Source organism: Butyricimonas sp., from assembly GCF_019423355.1.
GTDB classification, from domain to species: domain Bacteria; phylum Bacteroidota; class Bacteroidia; order Bacteroidales; family Marinifilaceae; genus Butyricimonas; species Butyricimonas faecihominis.
Genome location: NZ_JAHZBP010000006.1, coordinates 107,280 through 131,838, shown reverse-complemented (window position 1 = coordinate 131,838; position 24,559 = coordinate 107,280). Strand labels below are relative to the sequence as shown.

The window sequence follows — 24,559 nt, the reverse complement described above, 5'->3', positions numbered from 1 at the left end:
ATAAAATTATTCCGCTAAAATAATTATTTTTTCCCACAATCTCCATCAAGAACAATTATCTTTGTACACGATGAAAAAGAGATCGAATCTCTTTTTCATCGTGGTTACAAGTTACAGGTTGTAAATTGCAGGTAATGACCTGAATACGTCTGAAATTTTAACTTGTAACCTGTAATTTGTAACTTGAAACTGTTATGGATAGAATTGTTGAGTTGAGAAAGTTGTTGGAGCATTACAACTACCTGTACTATGTGAAGAATGAGCCGGTGATTACCGATCAGAAGTTTGACGAGTTAATGCATGAGCTGGAACGGTTGGAGGTAGAGCATCCGGAAATGTTTGATCCGAATTCACCGACGCAGCGGGTGGGGAACGACACGACGAATGAGTTCGTGCAGGTGGCGCATAAATATGGCATGATGTCATTGGCGAACACGTATAGCGAGCAGGAGATCCGGGATTTTGATGAACGGGTGCGAAAAGGTATCGGGGGAGATGACGTGGAGTATGTCTGCGAGTTAAAGTATGACGGGACTTCTATCAGCCTGCGCTATGAAGATGGGAATTTGCAGGTGGCGGTGACGAGGGGTGATGGCGTGAAGGGGGATGACGTGACAACTAATGTACGGACTATTCGAACGGTTCCATTGCATATGCAGGGGGAGGATTATCCCGCGGAATTCGAGATTCGGGGGGAAATTCTGATGCCTTTTGCCGTGTTTAATCGATTGAACGAGGAACGGCTGGAGGCGGGAGAGGCTTTATTTGCCAACCCGCGGAATGCGGCGGCAGGTACGTTGAAGTTGCAGAATTCTTCCATTGTTGCCAAGCGGCAGTTGGATTGTTATTTATATTACGTGCCGGGAGAAATCACGTTGACCCCGACACATTACGGGAATTTGATGAAAGCGAGGGAATGGGGTTTTAATGTTCCCCCGTATATCGGGTTATGTCACAATATAGACGAGATTCTTGATTTTATTCACAAATGGGATGTGGAACGGAAGAATCTTCCGGTGCCGATTGACGGGATCGTGATCAAGGTGAATAGTATCAAGCAGCAGTTGCAGCTGGGGTACACGGCGAAATCGCCTCGTTGGGCCGTGGCCTATAAGTTCAAGGCGGAGCGGGTGGAGACCCGATTGCTTAGCGTGGATTACCAAGTGGGACGTACCGGTTCGATTACCCCGGTGGCTAACTTGGAACCCGTTCATATCGCGGGGACTACCGTGAAACGGGCCTCACTGCATAATGAAGATATTATTCGGGAGTTGGATTTGCACCTGCACGATATGGTGTACGTGGAGAAAGGGGGAGAGATTATCCCGAAGATCGTGGGGGTGGACGTGGAAAAGAGAGTGGCTGATGCCCCGGTAATCGAGTTTATCACGCATTGTCCGGAATGTGGTACCCCGTTGATTCGTAATGAAGGGGAGGCAAATCATTATTGCCCGAACGAAGATCACTGTCCCCCGCAGATTGCCGGGAAACTGGAACATTTCGTGAGCCGGAAGGCGATGGATATAGAGGGAATGGGGGGTGAGACCATTGATTTATTGCTGACAAAAGGGTTTATTCGGGATGTTGCGGATATTTATTCTCTGCCGTCCCGTCGGGAGGAGTTGATCGGGTTGGAAAAGATTCTTTACCCGGAGAGTTACGTGATGACCAGTATTCCGTTGGGGAAAGTGATTTATGCTTTCGAGATCGGGATGAAGAATATATCTGCCAAAAACGCGGATGTTTTGGCAGAACATTTCGGTAGCCTGACGAAATTGGCCGGGGCCTCGAAAGAGGAGTTGATGGCTGTCGGGAACCTGCAATTCCCCAGTGACCGGGAGAAGAATATCAATAAAATGCTGGAGTATTTCCGGATGCCGTTCAACGAGTCGCTGGAGCGTTTAAAGCAGGCCGGTGAGGTGGATATGCTACCGTTGGATGTGGTAATTTACGCGTTGGATATACCCGGAGTTGATTTCCATAAGGCTGAATTACTGTCTGTTAAGTTTGATTATATTTATCGTCTTTACACGGCAACACTGGATGAGATCGCGGAGACTGACGAAATGTCACGTGAGGATGCCGAGCGTGTATATCGTTTTTTACAGGGAAAAGAAAAGTTTATCCGGAAAATGAACACGTTGAGCGTGTATCGTTTACAAGAAAAATCGGTGGATAATCTTGTTGCTGGAATCGAGAAATCGAAACAACGGAATTTGCCGGAATTCATTAATGCTCTGGGGATTCGCTATATCGGGGAGACGGCTTCGAGGAATCTGGCCCGTCATTTTAAGGACATCCGGAAGTTGATGGATGCGACGTTTGAACAGTTGACGGAGGTCGAGGATATTGGGGATCAGATGGCCGGTAGCGTGATCCGTTATTTCGAAAAGGCGGAGAACCGGGAGATGATGGAACGCTTTTTGCAATATGGTATTAGCGGGACAATACAAGAAGAAGAGGGTGAATCCGATCAGTTGGCCGGAACAACCTTCGTGATCACGGGAACTCTTTCGCTGCCAAGAGAGCATTTCAAGGCAATTATCCTGAAAGCCGGGGGAAAAGTCAGTGATTCAGTGTCTAACAAGACGACTTATCTTTTGGCGGGAGAGAATGCCGGGAGTAAATTGCAAAAAGCACAGAAGTTAAATGTAACTATTTTGACCGAAAAAGAGTTTAACACATTAATGGGTTCATAAAGATTGGTATATTTTATACGTTGTAAATGCTTGTGGACTTATTTTGAATATTAAAGTATATAGTTTATCTTTACGATAAATAAAAAGTAACAAGTAAAGCCGTGGAAGGGCGGCATTGAAAATATGGGAAAAGAAGATACGAGACGACTAAAACAGATCATGACTTCGGCAGGAGAAGAAGCAAAACGACTGGGGAATTCCAAGATTTACCCGGAGCATTTGTTTTTGGGATTGCTGAAGTTGAGAAGTGGAAGGGCGATTGATATATTAATGTCTTTGGGGTTGGATTTCTATGAGGTGAAAGATAAGATAGAGCAACGCTTGGAGGGGAAACGCTATAAATCCGACAAGGTGGAAAGTCTTGACTTTACATTGGCGGCGAATAGCGTGTTGAAACGCGTGTCCGACGAGGCGTGGGATCTGGGTGATGACGAATTGGACTCGGAACACGTGATGTTGGCAATATTGAGGAATCAAGCCGGCTTTGTGACGAAGCTATTTAAAACGATGAATATAGATTACGACATCTTTAAAGAAGCCGTACTAAAAGAGAAGATGCGGATGCAATCCGAATTTAATGACGAGGGGGATGATCCGGAGGACGGAGACGATGAATCTTCCATGTATAATCCTTATCGTCAAGGAGGCCCTGTTTCTTCCAAATCCGATACTCCCGTGCTGGATAATTTCGGAAATGACATCACGAAAGCCGCAGAAGAGGGGGCTTTGGACCCGATCGTGGGACGTGACCGGGAGATCGAACGTCTGGCACAGATTCTGAGTCGTCGTAAGAAGAATAATCCGGTGTTGATCGGTGATCCGGGGGTTGGTAAATCGGCTATTGCCGAGGGACTTGCCTTGCGTATTGTTCAGAAAAAGGTGTCACGGGTACTGTTTGACAAGCGGGTGATTTCGCTGGATATAGCCTCTATCGTGGCAGGTACGAAGTACCGGGGCCAATTCGAGGAACGAATGAAAGCGATTCTTGCCGAGCTGGCGAAGAACCGGAATATCATTTTGTTTATTGATGAGATTCACACGATTGTCGGGGCCGGAGGTTCCGGGGGCAATCTGGATGCGGCCAATATGTTGAAACCGGCATTGGCTCGCGGAGAAATTCAATGTATCGGGGCTACGACGCTAGACGAGTATCGCCAGAATATAGAGAAGGACGGTGCTTTGGAACGTCGTTTCCAAAAGGTGTTGGTGGAACCGACCTCGTTTGACGAGACGGTGGAAATTTTGAATAATATTAAATCCCGTTACGAGGATCATCATAACGTGCGTTACACGGATGAGGCTATCAAGGCCTGTGTGAAGTTGACAACCCGTTATATCTCCGATCGGGCTTTGCCGGATAAGGCGATTGATGCCTTGGATGAGGCGGGGTCGAGAGTACATATTTCCAATATAAATGTGCCGCCGATTATCGAACAGTTGGAGAAGGACGTGGAAGAGGTGAAGGAGAAGAAGAAGGAGGCCGTGAAACAACAGAATTTCGAGGTGGCAGCCGCTTTCCGGGATAAGGAACGGCAGTTGTTGAAACAATTGGAAGAAGAGAAAGTAAATTGGGAGCGGGATTTGCAGGAAAACCGGGTGACCGTGACCGAAGAGCATATTGCCGAGGTGGTGGCCATGATGACCGGGGTTCCAGTGAAACGTATTGCCAAGACCGAGGGGATGAAGTTGTTGCAGATGCACGATGAATTGAGCGAGAGTGTTGTCGGACAGAAAGAGGCGATCGAGAAAATCGTGAAAGCCATACACCGGAATCGTGCCGGACTGAAAGATCCGAATCGTCCGATCGGTTCATTTATTTTCTTGGGTCCGACGGGTGTCGGAAAGACACAGTTAGCCAAGGTGCTGGCCCGTTACTTGTTTGATACCGAGGATGCGTTGATCCGGATTGACATGAGTGAATACATGGAAAAATTCGCCGTGTCCCGATTGGTAGGGGCGCCTCCGGGGTACGTGGGATACGAGGAAGGCGGGCAGTTGACCGAGAAAGTACGTCGTAAACCGTATTCTGTCGTGTTGCTGGATGAAATCGAGAAGGCTCATCCGGATGTGTTCAATATTCTGTTGCAGTTGTTGGACGACGGACAGTTGACTGATAGTCTAGGACGGAAAGTGGATTTCAAGAACACGATCGTGATCATGACTTCTAATATCGGTAGCCGTCAGTTGAAAGATTTCGGCCGGGGAATCGGTTTCGGTTCCCAGAACATGGAAGGAAATAGCGAGTACGCCAGAGGGGTTGTTCAGAAAGCGTTGAAAAATGCCTTCTCACCTGAGTTCCTGAATCGTATTGACGATATTATCATGTTTAATCCTTTGACTAAAGAGGATATTTACAAGATTATAGATATCGAGTTGAAGAGCCTGTTCAAGCGGGTAAATGATCTCGGTTTGGTGATCACGATCTCGAAAGAGGCGAAAGACTTTATTATCGAGAAAGGATATGACCCGCAGTACGGGGCCCGTCCGCTGAAACGAGCTATCCAGAAATATCTGGAGGATGAATTGGCCGAGGTGATTATTAAAGGTATTGCGGAAGGAACGGAACTGGATGTCGGTTATGATAAAGAAAACGATAAATTGATTATCACCGAGAAGGAAAATAAGTGAAAACTGAAATAAAAGCATAGGTGCGAAAATGCAGATAGGGTGTTGTTTAGAATACACATTCTAATAATTAATAGTAACGATACTCTCTTTTACACAAGTATTCGTTTGAGGACATATATTTGCTCAGACGAGTACTTGTTTTTTATTATGAACCATTATGAACTTGATTTGTTTAAAGCTTTGATCTATTTTTGATACTTATTAATTTTAAAAGAATGTATTGTGAGTACACAAAATTCTATTCAAAGTATTAACAAGAGTGAGTATCTTAATTTTAAAGAATCATTCTTGAAGGTTATCATTAAATAACGGTAATCCGGTGTAGAACTGTAATAATAATTGTTGGAGTAACTAATAATGGCATGATGGAACAATTTTCAACTTTGATAATGGGCGATATTTTAGACACGACTTTTGATTCTGAATTTGACAAGATTGAGAATCTGACTTGGTATCCTTGGGTAGGGGAAAAATACCGGAATGGAACTCGTAGAGTTCTTATTATCGGAGATAGTCATTATGCCGTTGAGAATGGCATTTTTAGTCAGGAATGTTATGATGATTTCATGTCAACGAAGATGACGACGAGAGGTATTGTAGAATGTCATTTTAACAATGAGACTTGGAATTTCTATCGAAACTTGGAAGGTACGTTCCCTGATAGTGATAATCTTTGGTCAAAGATAGCATTTTATAATTTTATTCAACGCCCGATGAAGCAAAGTAACGCTGTCCCGGAGGAGCAAGATTATCTTGTGGCTTGGCGTTGTTTTGCTGATTTGATTAAAGTGCTGAAACCAACGGATTGCATCTTTATTGGTGTACGAAGTGAAACTTGTTGTGGCTATTCATGGCAAAAAATGGGTGTAGAATGTGTGATTAAAGATATGCCAATACTAATAAACAGAACGCATCCTCGTAAAGCGAGTATCGTTTTGTCTGATGACTATTCATTGGATCTTTATTTTATTCGTCATACATCACAATATTATTCTCCAGACCAATGGTATGAATTTCTAAAACAACAGTTGCCTGAGGCAATGGAATGGTTAAATCGTAAATAAGAAGTATGTTTTTTGTTGATGCGTGGCCCTTTATCGACGGACGTGCTATCGTCTGGGTTAAAGATACTGTTTTTGCTGATGATTATCCTGATGTTAAAGAAAAATGTGGGTTGATCAACGATAATGGAGAATTTATTATTCCACCGATATATGATAACATGCAATATGCCGGAGGAACGAATATTGCCGTTAATGTCGGGTTTGAAGAACATGAAACATACCAAGAATCCGGTGGATGGGGTGTGATTGATATGGATCGTCATGTACTTATACCGTTAAAATATACAGATATTCAAATTTGTAAAGAGAGTTCCCTGTATATTGTAGAATATGAAAGGAAGTGGGGAATAATCAATGTGTTTGAAGAGATTATTGTTCCCTTGAAATACGAATGGCTTTCGTGGCCGGATAAATATGGGTGGATTCTCGCTAAACTTGGTGAAAAGTATGGATGTATCACAATGAAAGAAGAGGTTGTTGTGCCTTTTATCTATGATGATATTATGCTGCATGGTGCAGAAAATCTAATCCCTGTAAAATATGGGAAACAAGCTTTTTATATAGATCGTAATCGTGGGCATCGAATATTGTTGTGAATTTATTATGTAGAAGAAAGAACGAAATGATTTTATAAAAAGACAGCCGGCTGCAATCAGTCAGCTGTCTTTTTATATTGAAGTAGATAGATTTATTTTTTGATTATCTTCTGTAAAGCGTGTATCATAGGTTCCACGCTGAGGTCATTTCCCGTGGCTTGGTTCATCCATTCGTTCGGGGTAAGACGTCCCAGACGATAGATACGATCGACTTCTTGAGCGAAGTTCTTGCCGTTGAGATAATCTTCCAGCTGGAATTCGATGATCTGACCGAAGGCGTAAGCTGACAGGTACAGCGGGTAACTGATCATGTGGGAATAGACGGCTAAGACCGTTTCGTCTTTTTTGCCGAAGACGGGGGCATAGTATTTATTCCATATTTCTTTTGACAAGTTGATGGAAGCTTCTTTTAGTTGCTCTGCCGTCGCATTCGGGTTCGCATACAGCCATTCCCAGATGGAGATGTCGAGCATGGAGACTCCCATGATTTCGTACAGGCTCCAAAATTTGTCAAGAATGTCCATCTTGTCCTTTTCCGGATCGTTGTTTTCAATGCCCAATAATTGCAGATCCCGTTTTTGGAACACGAAAGCAAGTGCTTCCGTGAAAGCCGTGTTGGGAACTCCGGCCATCATGAAATTGTCTACATTGTATATGGAAATAGTTTGTTCCACGTTGTGGCCGAATTCGTGAACGGCGATATTGTACCCCTTATAATTCATTCCTTCCGCGGGAATACGGGTACGAAGATGGGACTGTTGTCCCTTCATGGCGGCACCCCACGCGTGTCCTGATCCTCGTGCAGCATCCACGGCTATTTTATCACAGATCTCGTTTGCTCTTTCGGGGGTGAAACCCAAATGTGTGAGCAGGGAGGGGAGCCCGGCCTTGAAAGCCTCTGCATTCGGGTAAAGTTTTTGTATCTGGGCATCCAGTTTGGCCTCGTCCAGATTACTACGAGGTTTGAAACCATCGTACCAAATGTCGTATGCTTCCAGTTTGCGGCCTAGACGTTTGGAAATAATTTTGCCGACTTCTTTCAATTCCGGAGAAGTGAGGAATTGGGTGAAAAGAGCTTTTACATCTTCTACCGATACTTCCATTTCTCCCGAAAACTTTCGTTCAATGAAATTCTTGCCGGCATAAGGGTCGATGGCTTTCATGGCGTGGAAGTTATTCAACATACGTTGATAACGTTCTGTTGCCTCCGGGGTTCCCGTGGCAGTTTGTCCGTTTTGAGTGAGTGTGTTCGTATAAGGATTCCAGTCGTAAGCTCCGGAATTGATGACTTGCACGGGAATCTCCTGCGAGATAATCCGTTTCATGACTTCATAAACGGTGCGTTGTTTGTCCAACCCTTCTTTCCCTTTGTTGTAGTTGGCCTTGATTTCGTCTCTTAAATTCCAATGAGTAAGCAGAATTTTATCTTCGGGGAAAAGCTTTTGGCCTTTGGCGTTTAGCACATGACCCATGTAAATGTTGTAGCTTGAAATATACACGTCTGCATCACTTTCCGCTTTTACACCAGCTTGAATTAGTTCTGCCGGAACCCGTTGGGTAAACACGTCACCGAGGCGAGCATAGGCCCAAGCCATGCGGTCGTTACCTAGTTTTTCTTTGTCTTGTAAAGGTACTTCCGGGAAGTTAAGGGCAATGATAAAGCCGATTTTATTGTTGTAAAAATCATTAATCAAATGAGAGCCGGGACTGTAAGCACCGAACATGGGATCGATGTCATGAAGAGGACCGTTGTCCTGATGTAAGTTTAATTGAAGTTGGAGTGTGATTTCGTTAAAATGTCCCCATAAGGCCTCGAAGTAATGACTTACCTTTTGGAATACCTGTTGTTTTTGTTCCGGGTCTGTAATATAGTTTTTCACGCAAAATTCTTGAAATTCGGAGTCTGTGCCATCTTGTGATTGCCAAAGGTGGGCGACTTGGCGTACTCCGGTTTCAATAGCGGTAGTGTTAGTAACTCCTTTTGCTTGAATGTCGGTAATGGTGGCTTGAATTGTTTTCTCCGGGATTGCAGCTTTCGTCAAGAATCCCGAGAATAGGCATACCAATAATAACGAGTGTTTCATAACCGTTTTAGTTTATAAATTTGAGGGGCTGTAAACTACAGCCCCTCGATTTGGTTTATTGATTTAGTAGTTGGAAATATACAATGTCTTCCCAGCCGTTTCCCCGGCGGAGCCAGTTTTTCCGGTACCCGGTCTGCACGAAACCGAGTTTCTCGAAAAGTTTGCGACTACCAATGTTTCCACTGGGTACGCTACTGTAAATCTGGTTCAGTCCCAGTGTTTCGAAGCAATAGTCGATCATCAGACGGATAGCGGCTGTCGCGTATCCCTGTTTTTGGTTTTCTGTATTGTGGATCATAATCCCGATACCGGCACGCTGATGATATGGATCGAAATCATAGAGATCAACTAATCCAATCCGGGCATTTGTATCCACTCTTTCAATCATCAGGCGGAGTTGCTTGGTGGTATATATATCCAGATGACAAGTTTCGATGTATTTCTTTAACGTGAATAGGGAGAAGGGGGTAAGCGTGTCACTGACTTCCCATAAATCCATATCATTTTCCCATTGATACAGACATTCTAAGTCTTCAGGTTCTAAAGCTCTTAAGCGAATGATGTCATCGTTTATCATAGTTGCTGTTTTATAATTTTTTCGAATAAGTAGTATTATTTGTCGCTTTCAAATATAACACTTTTTGGCATTAGTTGGTGTTAACATGGAGAAAAAAATAGGTCGGGAGATAAATCTTGCCACTTTTAAAACTATCTTTGTCGGGAAAGATAAACAGGTATCATCATAGAGCAATATTCATGTATAATTTACTGACCATCTTGGGGGCTACGGCCACGGGAAAGACCTCTTTAGCGGTACGTTTGGCTGCGGAATTGAAAGGAGAGATTATTTCAGCCGATTCGAGACAAATTTATCGTGGTATGGACCTCGGTACGGGGAAGGACTTGGACGAGTATGTCCACGAGGGTACGCTTGTGCCTTATCATTTGATTGATATTGCCGATGCCGGGTTTCGTTTTAATCTGTTCATGTATCAGCAGGAGTTTTTAAAAGTGTGGCAGGATTGTGAACGTAGGGGTATTTTTCCCGTGTTGTGCGGGGGAAGTGGTTTGTACGTGGAGTCCATATTGAAAGCTTACCGGATGACTCCTGTTCCGGAAAATCCCGAATTACGGGAACGGTTGGCCTGTAAGTCGTTGGCGGAATTATCCGACATCTTGTCCTCCTATCGTTCCTTGCACAACACGACGGATACGGACACGGTAAAGCGGGCGATTCGAGCTATTGAGATTGCCGAGTATTATACTACTCATGAACCCGTGAAAGGGGAGTTCCCGGAGATCCGATCTTTGATTGTCGGGGTCCTATTTGATCGTGAGACTCGGCGACAACGGATTACAGAACGTTTACACGCCCGCTTGCAGGCGGGAATGATTGATGAGGTGAAGGGGTTGCTTGACCGGGGAATAAAACCGGAAGACTTGATATATTACGGGTTAGAGTATAAATACCTTACCTTGTATCTTACCGGAGAGTTGACTTATGACGAGATGGTGGAACAACTGAACATTGCCATTCACCAGTTTGCTAAGCGACAAATGACATGGTTCCGTAAAATGGAACGGGACGGGTTCGAGATCAAATGGCTGGATGGAAATATGCCTTTGGATGAGAAGGTCGAACAGGTGAAAGAGTGGCTTTATTAATTTTAGATTTTAAATTTTAGATTGAATGATTCAAAGATTTAGTGATTGCCGATTAAATGATTCAGCGATTCTATAATCACCTAATCTGAAATCATTAAATCACGCAATAGATAATCTTGTCGCGGGCGAACTAATCATGACAATGGCAACTACAATCGTGTCCGTGATCGTGATGATGTTCTTCTTCATCCTCTTCTTCTTTGAGGAGCATTTCTTCTAAATGAGGGATGGTGCCTTCCAGTAAGAAGGCGTTGTCTTCATTACTTTCGGATTTTAAACGTTGTATGGCTATGTGAATCTTTTCTTCCGGGATGTTACCGTGTAGGTTTTCAATGACGGTGGAGGCTTCTAGTGCTGTGATGAAGTCTTCATGCAATAACATATCAACGAATACATCCAGATATTCCGAAAAATCGATAGCTGATTCCCAGCATATGCGTAATAAATTGGCTTTTCCGCTACCTTCGGGAGCGTTGATCAATTTATCCATCAAGACTGTTTTGAAGTCGGATTCTTTCACGTCCGAGAGTAAGGCCGTGAGGTTGGTAATGATGTTCGTGTCCTGACTTTGTAACAGGATGTCCAGTAATTCGGGGACGATGGAAATATCACCTTCTTGTTTGATTTGTTCGATGGCCCCTCTAACGATGTCCATGTCATTGCTGGACAACTGTTTCAATATATCTTGTTTGTTTTCCATGTGTTTTTAAATATTTGTATCCAATACTTTTTCGGGTATTGGATACAAATATAAGGATCATTTGCGGGATTTCTTCGCTCTGGGGTGGAAATTTGTGATTGTATCCCGGAGATATGAGTTATCCAGGTGCGTGTAAATTTCCGTTGTCAGAATAGATTCGTGTCCCAGCATGTCTTGAACCGTGCGGATGTCCGCGCCGCCGTTTACCAAGTGAGAGGCAAATGAGTGGCGGAAGGTGTGGGGGGATACCACTTTATTCAAGCCGGCACGGAGTGCTGTTTCCTTGATAATATTGAATATCATCACGCGGGAAAGAGATTTTCCCATCTTGTTTAAAAAGAGAATATCTTCGAATCCTCTTGCTTTTTTCATTCTGTCGCGATCTTTTTTCAAATAGCAACGGATCTCGTCTTTGGCTTTCGCTCCCAGTGGAACAATCCGTTCCTTGTTTCCTTTTCCCTCGATTTTGATGTATCCTGTTCGGAAGTTAATTTGTGATAACTTCAAGTTGACAAGTTCAGATACGCGCAAACCGCAAGAATATAATGTTTCGAGGATTGCTTTATTACGTTGTCCTTCTTGTTTGGTCAGATCCACAGCGTTAATCATGGCTTCAATTTCTTCGACGCTGAGGACGCTAGGAAGGGTACGTCCGATTTTCGGTGCATCAAGCGAGTTCGCTGGGTTGAGTCCGATGGCCCCATCGTATAACAAATACTTGAAGAAAGATTTGATGCTGGATATACTTCTAGCTTGGGTACGGGGAGTAACCCCGGTGTCTTTCAAGGCGGAAATATATTCGTTTAATACGTCATAGGACACTTCTTTCGGATTCAATGTAGGTGTCCGTTGTTCACAATAGGCTCCCAGCTTTCTGATGTCATTCAAATAAGCTTCCACCGAGTTGGTTGATAGTGATTTTTCTAAAATCAAATAAGTCCGAAAACTATCTATCGCTTCGTTCCAAATCATTTTTAGCTGTGTTACAAAATAAATAATACAAATTCTAATTCACCACTTTAAACCTATCTCAAGAGTATTCTGATAGATTTTGCCAGATAAAGGTATAAGTTTTTTCTTTGAGTTGTAACAGTTTTGTCAAGTTTAACACTCATAATTTTTATTATTAGCCTTTGTAACCGAAATTTAATGCCTAAATCCGGCTTGAAATGTCCGGTATCATCGTTTTTTTTGTTAATTTTGTATTCAGTAAAAACGGAGAATATGAAGATATTGATTTTAAATGGTCCCAATCTTAATCTTTTGGGAATCAGGGAAAAAAATATTTACGGGGAAACCTCTTTCGAGGAGTACCTGTCGGGGCTGAGAGATTTCTACACGATGGTGGAGATCGATTATTACCAGTCGAACGTGGAGGGGGAGCTTATCAATAAGATTCATGAAGTGGGATTCTCCTATGACGGGATTATTTTGAATGCTGGAGCCTACACGCATACTTCGATTGCTATCGCGGATGCTATTTCGGCAATACCCTGTCCCGTGATCGAAGTTCATATTTCTAACACGGCAAAGCGGGAAACTTTCCGTCATGTCTCTTTCCTAACTCCTGTTTGCCGGGGGGTAATTACTGGTTTCGGGTTGAAATCCTACGAACTGGCGTTACAAGCTTTTATGTGAGCGGCTTCGCCGCGTTACAGGTTTGCAAGTTGCAGGTTACAAGTTGGGGAAATACGCGAAGAATAACTATTATTATTAATGATATGAAGAAGACTAAGATTGTGGCTACCATATCTGACAAAAGATGTGAGGTAGAGTTTTTAGAGAAGTTATATCGTGCCGGGATGAACGTGGTACGGTTGAATACAGCTCATCAGGATATGGAGCAGGCATTGAAGGTGGTGGAGAATGTTCGGAAAGTTTCGGATAATATCGCCATCTTGATCGACACGAAAGGGCCGGAGGTGAGAACAATGCTTATGGATGAACCGATGCACGTGGACCGGGGAGAAACGATTTACCTGACAGGTGACCCGGATCTGAAGATGGAAGGGAAATTAATTCACGTGTCCTATCCTTATTTTGCAGAAGATATAAAAGTGGGTGACAAGGTGCTGGTGGACGATGGGGATGTAGAGCTAGTCGTTGTGGAGAAAAAGGATCATTATTTGGAAATGATGGTGACAAACGAGGCTGTTATCAAGAATCGTAAGAGCGTGAATGTGCCGGGAGCTTCCTTGAAATTGAAATCTTTGAGTGATAAGGACCGGGCGTTTATTGATTTTGCAATAGATAATAATCTGGATTTTATAGCTCACTCCTTCGTGCGTAATAAAGAGGATGTTATGGCGATACAGGCTATTCTGGATGCTCGGGGAAGTAAGATCAAGGTCATTGCCAAGATCGAGAATCAAGAGGGTGTGGATAATATTGACGAGATTCTGGATTACGCTTACGGGGTGATGGTTGCCCGCGGAGATTTAGGGATCGAGATCGAGGCGGAGAAAATCCCTAAGATTCAACGATATATTGTTAAAAAATGTATTGAGAGTAAGAAGCCCGTGATTATTGCCACGCAGATGTTACACACGATGATTGAGCATCCTAGGCCGACTCGTGCGGAAATTAGTGATATTGCGAATGCCGTTTACATGGGTACGGATGCGATCATGTTAAGCGGGGAAACGGCTTACGGGGCATATCCCGAGGAGGCGGTAACCGTGATGCGTGAGGTGGCAGAGGAGAACGAGGGAACGGTTCCGCCGGATGCGGGGAGAAGTCTGGTTCGTATAAATAACGAGATTACGGCAGCGTTGGCTCGTTCGGCAGTGAAAACTGCATTGATGTTACCGATTAAGGCGATTGTGGTCGACACGCTTTCCGGACGTACAGCCCGTTATCTGTCGGCTTTCCGGAGTGACTTGCCTGTTTACGCCCGGTGCTATAATGAACGGGTTATGCGAGAATTGGCTCTCTCGTTCGGGGTGTATCCCTATTATACTGAAAAACCGATGTCCCGGGATGAGTTTATGAATGATCTGCCGGAAATGTTGATGCAGAATGGTATTAAGGCTGATGACTACGTGGTGGTTGTCGGGGGAAGTTTCGGGCATGGTAAAGGAGCCTCGTTTATTGAGGTATGTAAGATTGGGGAAATCCGCTAGGTTAATTTTAAATTTTAGATTTTAAATTTGAGAATTCAATCTCAAATTTAAAATCTAAAACTTTATCAATGTTTGTCTTTCAAGATGTCCCGGATTTCAGTCAATAGTACTTCTTCTTTCGACGGGGCGGGAGGAGCTGCCGGAGCCGGGGTTTCTTCTTTTTTCGTTCTCAATTTATTCATGAATTTTATGGCGATAAAGATTGAGAATGCAATGATCAAAAAGTCGATCGTTGTTTGAATAAAGTTACCATAGTTGAGGGTGACGGCTTCGACCATTTTTCCCGTAGCCTCGTTCATGTGGGCTTTTTGTAACACGATGTGTAAATTGGAAAAATTCATGCCACCAATAAGCATTCCGATAGGGGGCATGATGATGTCACTAACCAATGATGATACGATTTTTCCGAATGCACCACCGATAATGATACCGACAGCCATATCTACCACATTCCCTTTCAGGGCAAAAGCTTTAAATTCATCTAAGAGTTTCATGTTCTGATTCGTTTTATAATTTAAGTGTTTGAACGTTTAAACATTTAAAATGTTCTAAATTTCTGCGGCAAAATTACATTAATTCTCGTAACTTTGTAAGCGTTTAACTATTGTCAATGGAAAAGGAAAGTCGGGAAAAGCAAATATATAGGGTTACAATTGTTGGTTCAATTGCTAATTTCTTTTTGTTAGTGTTTAAGTTCGTGGCGGGAATATTTGGACAAAGTAGTGCCATGATTGCGGATGCCGTACATTCTTTGTCAGATTTCGTGACGGATATTATCGTGCTGGTTTTCGTGAAAGTTTCTGCTAAACCGAAGGATGCGGGGCATGATTACGGGCATGGAAAATATGAAACGCTGGCAACGGCAATTATCGGTATCGTTTTGTTAATGGTTGGAACAGGGATTTTCTGGAACGGGTTGAATCAGATACTTGCTTTTTATCGGGGAGAAGAATTGGGTAGTCCCGATTTAATAGCTTTGGTTGCGGCTCTTGTTTCGATCGTGGTGAAAGAAATCCTGTACCGTTATTCGGTTATCGTTGGGCGTAAGGTGCAAAGCCAAGCTGTCGTGGCGAATGCTTGGCATCATCGTTCGGATGCATTCTCGTCTATCGGTACAGCTTTGGGGATTGCCGGGGCGATTTTTCTGGGGAAAGACTGGCGGGTACTTGACCCGATTGCAGCCGTTGTAGTGAGTGTTTTTATTGTGAAAGTATCTATTCAACTTTTGATCCCTTGTTTGAATGATTTATTGGAACGATCTTTGCCGGAAGAGATCGAAAAGGAGATCATCACGATAATAAATGAAGACTCGCAAATAAAAGACCCTCATAATTTGAGAACCCGTCGGATCGGGAATGATTTTGCGATAGAGATACATATCCGTTTGCAGCCAGAGATGACCGTCCGGGAAGCTCATGTGGTTGCTACCGGGATTGAGGATCGTTTGAGGGCTAAATACGGATCACGTACTCACGTGGCCGTGCATGTGGAACCTGTGAAAAGTGAATAGATATAGATGAGAAGAACGGTGTGGTATTACACGATAGCGTGCGTGTTGTTGATATTGGTCGGGGCTTGTAAGGAAAAAGAAAAGAGTAAAAAGCCTTTTGTTTATTTTAAAAATTACCAGAGAACTTTTAATGATTTAAATGACAGGCATCTGTCATCCGCCAAGCGATTGGGAATTACTCCATTGAAATCCTCGGAGGATTTGGGTAAGGCTGACCGGAATTTAAAAGAGATTAAATCCTGCAAATTGTTTCAGGTGGATAAATTAACACATTCTGAGCCTTATCTTGTACCGGAGGCCTGTGATTTATTGGCTGATATTGCCCGGAATTTTAAAGACTCCCTGTATCAGAAAGGCCTGCCTTCCCATAGTATTATCGTGACAAGTGTGTTACGAACGGGGTCCAGCGTGAAGAAATTGCGGAAGAGTAATGGAAATGCCAGTGCCAATTCCGCTCACGTGTACGGGACTACTTTTGACGTGGCATATACGCGTTTCAAAAAAGACGGGCGTAAAGACTCCCCGGAGGAAAAGTTGAAAAGTGTGTTAGCCGACGTGTTGCAGGATTTGCGTTTGCAAAAGAAATGTTACGTTCGTTACGAGTTTAAGCAAGGTTGTTTTCATATTACAGCGAGATAACATAATCGTAAGATTGTTTATACTTTATTCTGTATCACGTTATTCTTTATTTTTTTATTTTTGCGGCGATAAAGAAAAACGTGTATGAAGAAGAGTCTTATTGCTTTAGCTTTTGGTACACTTGGTCTTGGAATAGCCGAGTTTGTGATGATGGGAATATTGCCTGATGTGGCTCGTGACTTAGGAATCAGTATCGCTACAGCCGGTCATTTGATTTCGGCCTATGCTTTGGGAGTTTGTATTGGGGCTCCCATGTTGATCTTGGCACGCAGGTATCAGTTAAAGTATATCTTGATGTTTTTGGTGGGAGTAATGATGTTGGGAAATATTTGTGCAGCTTTAGCTCCTAATTACTGGGTGATGCTTGTGGCCCGTTTCATTTCGGGATTACCGCACGGGGCTTATTTCGGGGTGGCATCTATTGTCGCCGAGAAGTTAGCGGATAAGGGGAGAGGGTCAGAGGCGGTATCTATCATGATTGCGGGAATGACGATCGCTAATTTGTTCGGTGTACCGCTGGGGACGGCTTTAAGTGCCTCGATTTCATGGCGTTTGACTTTCTTGCTCGTTGGGTGTTGGGGCGTTATCATTCTTTATTATATGTGGCGTTGGGTGCCACGGGTAGAAAATTTGCCGGATACCGGTTTGAGGGGGCAGTTCTGTTTTTTGAAATCTCCGGCACCTTGGTTGATTCTTGGGGCAACGTTGTTGGGTAATGGGGGAACCTTTGCTTGGTATAGCTACGTGACTCCCTTACTAACGAATATTGCCGGATTCCCGGCTCGTATGACCACGTTCCTTATGGTGCTTGCCGGTTTTGGAATGGTGGTGGGAAATCTGGCCGGGGGACGTTTGTCCGATCGGTTTTCCCCGGGACGAGTGGCTGCTTTTGCACAAGGAATGATCTGTGTTGCATTGCTTTTTATTTTTTTCTTCGCTCATATATCTTGGTTGGCAGTGGGGTTGATGTGTTTGTGTACAGCCGGCCTGTTTGCAGTTTCGAGTCCACAGCAGGTGTTGCTGATTCGTTATTCAAAAGGAGGGGAGATGTTGGGTGCGGCTAGTGTACAGGTGGCATTTAATTTGGGAAATGCGATCGGTGCTTATGTTGGGGGATTACCTTTGCAAGCTGGAATGAGTTACTCTTACCCAGCATTAGTAGGTGCGCCTTTTGCATTTGTCGGGTGTCTTTTGTTGGTAACTTTTTTCCGAAAATATGAACGTCGTACGATTTGATCTGATATAGTCCGGTAATAGGATCAATCTGGCTTGTACCACCATCTCTCTGGTGTCTCGTTGATGTCCGGATTGTATCTGAAGGTAAAGTTTGGGAAAAGTTAACCTCCCGCATCGGTAACTTATCGAATACTTATCGAAGAGTTACGGGTGAGATACAGGTGAAACACATAAGAGACAGCGGAGTATGTATTATTAAAAAGAATCATTATCTTTGTCGGCCGAAAAAAATGCATTCCACGAGAGTGGCGTGCTGGCAGGTTAGGTAATAATTAAAATGACAAAAATATAATGGGTTTACAATGTGGAATAGTCGGTTTACCAAACGTGGGGAAATCGACGTTATTTAATTGTTTGAGTAATGCGAAGGCGCAATCGGCAAATTTCCCTTTTTGCACGATCGAACCGAACGTGGGGGTGATTACTGTGCCGGACGAGCGACTGAATAAATTGGTGGAGTTGGTACAACCTCAAAATGTGGTGCCAGCCGTGGTGGAGATTGTGGATATTGCAGGGTTAGTGAAAGGTGCCAGTAAAGGTGAAGGTTTAGGAAATAAATTTTTGTCTAATATTCGGGAAACAGATGCTATTATTCATGTGTTACGTTGTTTTGATGATAATAATATCGTACACGTGGATGGTAATGTTGATCCGATCCGGGACAAGGAGACGATTGATACAGAGTTGCAGTTGAAAGACTTGGAAACGGTAGAAAGTCGTTTGGCAAAAGAGGAGAAGAAGGCACAGACCGGAGGGGATGCAAAGGCGAAACGTCTGGTCGAGGTGTTGCATTTATATAAAGATGCGTTGGTGCAGGGAAAATCCGCTCGTTCCGTGCAATTGAACGATTTACAGCAGGAGGCTGCGAAAGAGTTGATGTTGCTGACGAATAAACCTATTTTGTACGTTTGTAACGTGGATGAGGCGTCTGTTGTGACGGGAAATAAATACGTGGATGCCGTGCGGGAAGCCGTGAAGGACGAGGGGGCAGAAGTATTGGTGATCGGTGCCGCTATCGAGGCGGATATTGCCGAGTTGGACACGTACGAGGAGAAACAGTTATTCTTGCAGGATCTGGGACTGGAGGAGGCTGGTGTGAATAAATTGATTCGTACGGCTTACAAGTTATTGAACTTGCGTACTTATTTCACGGCAGGCCCGAAGGAGGTGAGGGCGTGGACCTTCAAGAACGGGATGAAAGCCCCACAGACTGCCGGGATTATCCACACGGATTTCGAGAAAGGGTTTATTCGTGCGGAAGTGATCAAATACGAGGATTTTATAGCCTTGGGATCCGAGGCAAAATGCAAGGAAGCCGGGAAGATGTCGGTGGAAGGAAAAGAGTACGTGGTGCAGGATGGGGATATGATGAACTTCCGTTTTAACGTGTAATGAGGCATAGTTTTATCCTGGGTAAAGATGATATTAAAAAAACTTTTTGGATTTGATCCCAGCGTGATGAAGGTGAGGACCGAGATCATGGCTGGGGTCACTACTTTTTTAACGATGTCGTATATTCTTGCCGTGAATCCGGATATTCTTTCGGCGGCATCGATGGATCGGGGGGCCGTGTTCACGGCTACAGCCTTGGCTGCATCTTTGGCCACGTTGGTGATGGCTATTTTGGCGAAATTACCTTTTGCCTTGGCTCCGGGTATGGGGTTGAACGCTTTTTTTGCCTTTACGTTAGTGCAGGGTATGGGATATTCTTGGGAGAGTGCCTTGGCAGCCGTTTTTATCGAGGGACTAGTGTTTATCCTGTTGACCGTGTTTAATATACGGGAGTTGATCGTGAATGCTATTCCCGAAACGTTGAGACACGCTATATCCGTTGGAATTGGTTTGTTTATTGCTTTTTTGGGATTACAGAAGGCCGGGTTGATCGTGGCTAATCCTGCAACATTTGTTTCTTTAGGCGAGTTTACTCCATCGACGTTGTTGGCCGTGGGAGGAATTATTATTGGGGGAGTGTTGGTTGCACGGAAAGTGAAAGGAGCTCTTTTCTATGCGATCGTGGCGGTCACGTTATTAAGTATTCCTTTGGGGATTACCCGGATACCGGAAGGCTTTTCTTTAGTATCGATGCCTCATTCTCTGGAGCCGGTCTTTTTCAAGCTGGATTTTCATTCTTTGTTGTCCCCGAATATGTTGATCGCGATTTTCTCACTCGTGTTCATGGATATTTTTGATACTTTAGGAACATTGGTCGGTACGGCAAATAAAGTGGGAATGGTGAAACCTGATGGGAGTATCCCGAAGTTGAAACCTGCGATGATGGCGGATGCCGTGGGAACAACGTTTGGGGCTTTACTCGGAACGTCAACCACCACGACTTACGCTGAAAGTACTGCAGGTATTGCCGAGGGAGGGCGTTCCGGTTTGACAGCCGCTGTTGTTAGCGGATTGTTCATTGTCGCTCTGTTCTTTGCCCCGTTCTTTTTGTTGGTTCCGGGCATCGCTACAGCAGGGGTATTGGTGATCGTGGGGAGTTTTATGTTTGATGCGGTGAAGAAAATACGTTTTGATGATATGACCGAGGCTTTTCCTGCTTTCGTGACTATTATTATGATGCCGTTGACTTACTCGATTGCCGAGGGTATCGTGTTGGGACTGTTGACTTACGTGTTGCTTAAATTGTTTGCGGGTAAATATCGAGAGTTAAATCTCATGATGTATATACTCTCGATATTGTGTATTTTGAAATACGTGTTTGTCTAGGTTATTCAATATCTTCCAGTTCCCGTTTTGCCACGTAGCCTCGCCATTTTTCAATGAGCTGTTGAATGTCCTGTGGTATTTCGGAATTGAAGTCCATCCATTCGCCTGTTCCCGGGTGTTCAAAACCAAGGGTTTTAGCATGTAATGCTTGTCGGGGGCAGAGGGCGAAACAATTTTGCACGAATTGTTTATACTTCGTGAAAGTGGTGCCTTTCAGTATTTCATTACCACCGTATTCCGGATCATTGAATAGCGGATGTCTGATTGATTTGAAATGAGCCCGGATTTGGTGGGTACGTCCGGTTTCCAGCACACATTCCACAACATTCACGTAGCCCAAACGTTCCAGCACGTGATAGTGAGTCACTGCGTGTTTACCGTAGTCGCTACCTTCCGGGAATACACCCATGATTTTCCGGTTAGAGATACTCCTTCCGATGTTACCAATAATCGTTCCGTTGTCATTTTCCAAGTTCCCCCAGCATACGGCCACGTATTTCCGACTGGAGGTTTTATGAAAAAATTGGGAAGACAATTTGGTTTTAGCTTCTTCCGTTTTGGCAATGACCAGCAGGCCGGAAGTGTCCTTGTCTATCCGGTGGACCAGTCCGGGGCGGGGATCGTTTTCTTTGAATAACGGATTCCCTCTCAAGTGCCATGCCAAAGCGTTTACGAGAGTTCCCGTGTAATGCCCGTAGGAGGGATGTACCACCATACCCGGTTCTTTGTTAATGACCAGCAGGTAGTCGTCCTCGTACACGATGTTTAAAGGTATATCTTCCGGTATGACCCGTATTTCCCGTTTCGGGTGGGGGAGCATTAAGGTGACGATGTCTTTGGGTTTTACCCGGTAATTGGATTTTACCGGTTTATTATTGACCTGTACACATTGGGCCTCTGCAGCTTCCTGTATTTTCGTGCGGGATACGTTGGGTAACCGATCGACCAGAAACCGATCGATGCGCAGTAAATTTTGGCCGGGATCAACTTCCAGACGGAAATGTTCATACATTTCTTGCTCTTGTTCCGGTTCGTCCTCCCCCAGTTCTTCTAAATCTTCTACTTCTTCTTCTATCATGGTTGTTGTTCCTCAATGGACAGGGAGTCCAGTGCCATTATTTTTTCTTTATCTTTCGTGAGGTAAAGCGTGATGTCTCCCCCCATCTTCATTGTCATGTTCTCTTCGAATTCAGGTTCTTGCTGGTATATAATTGCCGTGGATTGGTCCGTCTCGGTTTTGACCGTGTTGTCGGGTAGGATTTCACCCACGTTTAAGAATGCCCGCAATAGCATGGCTTTTGCCTCTGCCAGTGTTTTTCCCACTAACGATGGGATGGCTACTTGGTCATTGGACGTGTTCCCGTTCCCGAGTACAATATCCACCGTTTCCCCTTTTTGTATCAAACTATTGGGTTCGATGATGTTTCCCTCGTATTTGAAATCAAGTACTAGGTTTTTGAAGTTGGAAGGAACGTATTCGATTCTTCCAACGTTGAGTCCCAAGTTCTTCAATCGTTGCAAGGATTGACGGAAGGCCACGTTGCGGAGGTTCGGGAAAATGATTTTTTCCGGGGCATTGGCGTTGATGGTCAGTTGAATGGCCCGGTTGTTCTTCACGTGAGCATTCGGTGACGGGAATTGTTCCACGATAGTTCCCGGTTTGGCATTGTTGTCATAGATAGAATCGATGACAAGGATTTGCAAATTCTTCTCTTTGGCGAAAGGTTCCGCCTCGTCGGGAGTGAGTCCCCGGAGTTCGGGAACAGTAATATAGTAACCATGATTCGTGTATTTCTCCAATCGATTCAACACGATATACCCGATCAGGAACAATACGATGCAGGCTACGGCTATGTTGATCAATAACACGATGATATGTCCTTTTTTAAAGAAACCCATAGAGTATATAACGTTTGTAAATTTATAAAATTTGCCGTGTTCATCACTACTGAACACGGGCAGTGTTGGTATTGAAATACCTTAACTTTGCAAAAATAGCAGAGATTTTTCAATTATCACTACTATTTTACTATTTTTGCTTTGAAAATAAGAAGTGATAAAGATGGTAAGATTCATTTTAGTATTCCTGTTGCTGGGTTTGACGGGTTATGTCGGGGCGCAGGAAATCAAGATAGAGAAATCGACAGAGAAAATCGTGTATCAGGGAAAGTCCTATTATCTCCATACGGTGAAAGCCAAGGAAACGCTTTTTTCCATATGTAAGGCTTACGGTGCCTCCGTGGATGAAGTGAAGGCTTTGAATGATAAGAAAGATAATACTCTTTCGATCGGGGACGTGTTGAGAATACCTGTGATCGAACCTTTTAAATCTATTGATGATAAGTTTTATTATCACCGGATGAAACCGAAAGAGACGCTATATTCTCTTTCCCGGAAGTTTAATATCAAGATGAAACGAATTCTGAAAGATAATCCGGAGTACGACGTGAGCCGACCGATCGCGGAAGGCGCTGTCGTGAAATTGGCATTAAGGCAGATTGATCGGACCGTGTTGGAGGCTGAATTACGCTGGGAAAAACGTCAGGCGAAAGAGGTTCAACAAGCTCGGCGTGAAGAGATGGAAAAACACGAGGAAAGTCATCCGAATACTTTCCCGCCTGCCCGCGATTCATTGGAAGGAATGGTGCAGCAGGTTGTGGGTGATACCGTGTTTATTATTCCCGAAGTTGCTCATGAACAACGCCACGTGAAAGTTGCTCTTATGTTGCCTTTGTACGTGAAGGAAAACAAGTTGCCCTTATCTGAGGAGGAAATTCCGGTGGACACGCTGGGTGTGAATATACGGAACGAGCGTTGGCGTTTATCTTCTCGCACGGAACCTTTCCTGCAATTTTATCAGGGGGTATTGATGGCCGTGGATAGTTTGAAACGGCTGGGATACACGATCGATTTGCATGTTTATGACACGGAACGTGATCCCAATACCGTGCAACGTTTAGTAGGGGAATTGAATTTGTTATCTCCGGATTTGATTATTGGTCCCGTGTATGCGAACACGTATAAGGCGGTTGCCGAACAGCTAGGAAACCGGACAATTCCGATGATTTTCCCACTTTCTTCACGGGGAGGAGATTTAGTCCGTTTCCCGAATTTCGTGCAGTTGAATACCTCTACGGTTTCTCTGGTAGAAGAGATGGCGGACTGGATTGTTGCGAACGATACGCAGGCTCATCTAATAAATATCATTCCGGATGGAGGGGGGCGTACCGGGGAAGAGAGTCGTTTGACTGATCTGGTACGGACTCGCTTACAGGCGAACGGGATGGAAGGTATGACGATTTGTCAATGGCGTCCTCAAATGCATTTGGATTCATTACGCAAGATCATGAGGCCGGGAGTGGAAAATATGATCTTGTTTCCAACTATAAATGAGGCGGCAGCCAGTCGGACGTTGCCCGTGTTGTCTGCACTGGCAGATCAATTCCGGATCACGGTAATTGGTTTCCCCGATTGGTTGAAATTTACTTCTATCGACGAGGAAGTGTTGTTTAAATTGAACGTGAAGATGATGGCGAATAGTTACGTGGATTATCAAGGTGATGTGGCTAAAGAGTTTTCCGCGAAACACCGGGATTATTTTTATTCGGAGCCAAATAATGTGGTGAACCGGGCGTTTGACATTGTTATGTGCTTTATCCCCTTGGTCGACATGGAACGTGGAAACACCTTGAACGTGTTGCGGGAAAAGGATATAAGCGGGGCATTTACCCGTTTCCGGTTCCATCCCGTGAGTGGATTGGGAGGCTTGGAGAATCGGGGATTATACTTGATTAACTATGGTCGGAATTTCGAAATTATCGTGAAACCGATAGTCAAATAATTCAGATTCTTTCACGGTGATAGCATAAAAAAACGACTGTAATGATACGGTTTTATC

Annotated in this window: 20 protein-coding genes and 1 pseudogene; 14 read left to right on the top strand and 7 right to left on the bottom strand. The window is 44.1% G+C overall.

The genetic code is table 11. From position 1 onward, the window contains the following. Nucleotides 1-194: 194 nt before the first annotated feature. The 5 genes and pseudogenes from ligA to QVC79_RS09880 form a co-directional block, all read left to right on the top strand. Nucleotides 195-1,814 (top strand): annotated as a pseudogene (ligA, locus tag QVC79_RS17815) (NAD-dependent DNA ligase LigA); the annotation flags it as partial. Beyond that, nucleotides 1,803-2,699: a helix-hairpin-helix domain-containing protein gene (locus QVC79_RS17810; RefSeq protein ID WP_474048265.1), complete on the top strand. Its 897-nt coding sequence runs from the start codon at nucleotides 1,803-1,805 to the stop codon at nucleotides 2,697-2,699. The pseudogene ligA and the gene QVC79_RS17810, both read left to right, overlap by 12 nt. 123 nt (nucleotides 2,700-2,822) lie before the next feature. Beyond that, on the top strand, nucleotides 2,823-5,327 hold the full coding sequence (locus tag QVC79_RS09890; RefSeq protein ID WP_118258399.1) for an ATP-dependent Clp protease ATP-binding subunit: 2,505 nt from the start codon (nucleotides 2,823-2,825) through the stop codon (nucleotides 5,325-5,327). Nucleotides 5,328-5,689: 362 nt separating this feature from the next. Beyond that, a complete protein-coding gene (locus QVC79_RS09885; protein ID WP_287642472.1) occupies nucleotides 5,690-6,391 on the top strand; it encodes a hypothetical protein in 702 nt (233 codons plus the stop codon). Nucleotides 6,392-6,396: 5 nt separating this feature from the next. After that, nucleotides 6,397-6,987, top strand: coding sequence for a WG repeat-containing protein (locus QVC79_RS09880; RefSeq protein WP_270593034.1), 591 nt, complete (start codon nucleotides 6,397-6,399; stop codon nucleotides 6,985-6,987). A 92-nt stretch (nucleotides 6,988-7,079) separates the two neighbouring features. On the opposite strand, the gene QVC79_RS09875 is transcribed toward QVC79_RS09880, so the two are convergent. Next, complete coding sequence (locus tag QVC79_RS09875) at nucleotides 7,080-9,071, bottom strand: gluzincin family metallopeptidase (RefSeq protein WP_270593036.1); 1,992 nt, start codon at nucleotides 9,069-9,071, stop codon at nucleotides 7,080-7,082. A gap of 55 nt (nucleotides 9,072-9,126) precedes the next feature. Further along, entirely contained in the window at nucleotides 9,127-9,648 is a 522-nt protein-coding gene (locus QVC79_RS09870; protein WP_087422362.1) for a GNAT family N-acetyltransferase, read from the bottom strand. 179 nt (nucleotides 9,649-9,827) lie between these two features. Between QVC79_RS09870 and miaA the strand changes: the two genes are divergently transcribed. Continuing rightward, the gene (gene miaA / locus QVC79_RS09865; RefSeq protein ID WP_195666784.1) at nucleotides 9,828-10,736 is read left to right on the top strand and encodes a tRNA (adenosine(37)-N6)-dimethylallyltransferase MiaA; all 909 of its coding nucleotides are present in this window, start codon (nucleotides 9,828-9,830) and stop codon (nucleotides 10,734-10,736) included. 130 nt (nucleotides 10,737-10,866) lie between these two features. On the opposite strand, the gene QVC79_RS09860 is transcribed toward miaA, so the two are convergent. Continuing rightward, on the bottom strand, nucleotides 10,867-11,436 hold the full coding sequence (locus QVC79_RS09860; protein ID WP_124316374.1) for a hypothetical protein: 570 nt from the start codon (nucleotides 11,434-11,436) through the stop codon (nucleotides 10,867-10,869). A gap of 57 nt (nucleotides 11,437-11,493) precedes the next feature. Further along, nucleotides 11,494-12,408, bottom strand: a complete 915-nt coding sequence (gene xerD / locus QVC79_RS09855) for a site-specific tyrosine recombinase XerD (RefSeq protein ID WP_124316373.1) — start codon at nucleotides 12,406-12,408, stop codon at nucleotides 11,494-11,496. 252 nt (nucleotides 12,409-12,660) lie between these two features. Between xerD and aroQ the strand changes: the two genes are divergently transcribed. Together aroQ and pyk are read left to right on the top strand one after the other, a co-directional pair. Further along, complete coding sequence (gene aroQ, locus QVC79_RS09850) at nucleotides 12,661-13,074, top strand: type II 3-dehydroquinate dehydratase (protein WP_270593038.1); 414 nt, start codon at nucleotides 12,661-12,663, stop codon at nucleotides 13,072-13,074. Between the two features lie 83 nt (nucleotides 13,075-13,157). Further along, nucleotides 13,158-14,558, top strand: coding sequence for a pyruvate kinase (gene pyk / locus QVC79_RS09845; protein WP_124316371.1), 1,401 nt, complete (start codon nucleotides 13,158-13,160; stop codon nucleotides 14,556-14,558). 65 nt (nucleotides 14,559-14,623) lie between these two features. On the opposite strand, the gene mscL is transcribed toward pyk, so the two are convergent. Further along, nucleotides 14,624-15,052 (bottom strand): large-conductance mechanosensitive channel protein MscL, encoded by a 429-nt coding sequence (gene mscL, locus QVC79_RS09840; RefSeq protein ID WP_087422357.1) that lies wholly within the window; start codon nucleotides 15,050-15,052, stop codon nucleotides 14,624-14,626. A 116-nt stretch (nucleotides 15,053-15,168) separates the two neighbouring features. Here mscL and QVC79_RS09835 point away from each other — a divergent pair, with 116 nt between their 5' ends. The 5 genes from QVC79_RS09835 to QVC79_RS09815 all read left to right on the top strand — a co-directional run bounded on the left by QVC79_RS09835 (nucleotide 15,169) and on the right by QVC79_RS09815 (nucleotide 20,661). Beyond that, on the top strand, nucleotides 15,169-16,068 hold the full coding sequence (locus tag QVC79_RS09835; protein ID WP_124317206.1) for a cation diffusion facilitator family transporter: 900 nt from the start codon (nucleotides 15,169-15,171) through the stop codon (nucleotides 16,066-16,068). Between the two features lie 6 nt (nucleotides 16,069-16,074). Beyond that, the gene (locus QVC79_RS09830) at nucleotides 16,075-16,707 is read left to right on the top strand and encodes a DUF5715 family protein (RefSeq protein WP_270593042.1); all 633 of its coding nucleotides are present in this window, start codon (nucleotides 16,075-16,077) and stop codon (nucleotides 16,705-16,707) included. 84 nt (nucleotides 16,708-16,791) lie between these two features. Next, on the top strand, nucleotides 16,792-17,943 hold the full coding sequence (araJ, locus tag QVC79_RS09825) for an MFS transporter AraJ (protein ID WP_124317208.1): 1,152 nt from the start codon (nucleotides 16,792-16,794) through the stop codon (nucleotides 17,941-17,943). A gap of 291 nt (nucleotides 17,944-18,234) precedes the next feature. Next, a complete protein-coding gene (gene ychF / locus QVC79_RS09820) occupies nucleotides 18,235-19,335 on the top strand; it encodes a redox-regulated ATPase YchF (protein ID WP_087422353.1) in 1,101 nt (366 codons plus the stop codon). Nucleotides 19,336-19,362: 27 nt separating this feature from the next. Beyond that, a complete protein-coding gene (locus QVC79_RS09815) occupies nucleotides 19,363-20,661 on the top strand; it encodes an NCS2 family permease (RefSeq protein ID WP_270593044.1) in 1,299 nt (432 codons plus the stop codon). A gap of 1 nt (nucleotide 20,662) precedes the next feature. On the opposite strand, the gene QVC79_RS09810 is transcribed toward QVC79_RS09815, so the two are convergent. Both QVC79_RS09810 and QVC79_RS09805 read right to left on the bottom strand, forming a co-directional pair. Next, entirely contained in the window at nucleotides 20,663-21,739 is a 1,077-nt protein-coding gene (locus QVC79_RS09810) for an RluA family pseudouridine synthase (protein ID WP_270593045.1), read from the bottom strand. Beyond that, nucleotides 21,736-22,560, bottom strand: coding sequence for a PASTA domain-containing protein (locus QVC79_RS09805; protein WP_270593047.1), 825 nt, complete (start codon nucleotides 22,558-22,560; stop codon nucleotides 21,736-21,738). The genes QVC79_RS09810 and QVC79_RS09805 overlap by 4 nt, the downstream gene beginning before the upstream one ends. A 163-nt stretch (nucleotides 22,561-22,723) precedes the next feature. On the opposite strand from QVC79_RS09805, the gene QVC79_RS09800 reads away from it, so the two are divergent. Continuing rightward, complete coding sequence (locus tag QVC79_RS09800) at nucleotides 22,724-24,502, top strand: amino acid ABC transporter substrate-binding protein (RefSeq protein ID WP_270593049.1); 1,779 nt, start codon at nucleotides 22,724-22,726, stop codon at nucleotides 24,500-24,502. The last annotated feature ends 57 nt before the right edge of the window (nucleotides 24,503-24,559 follow it).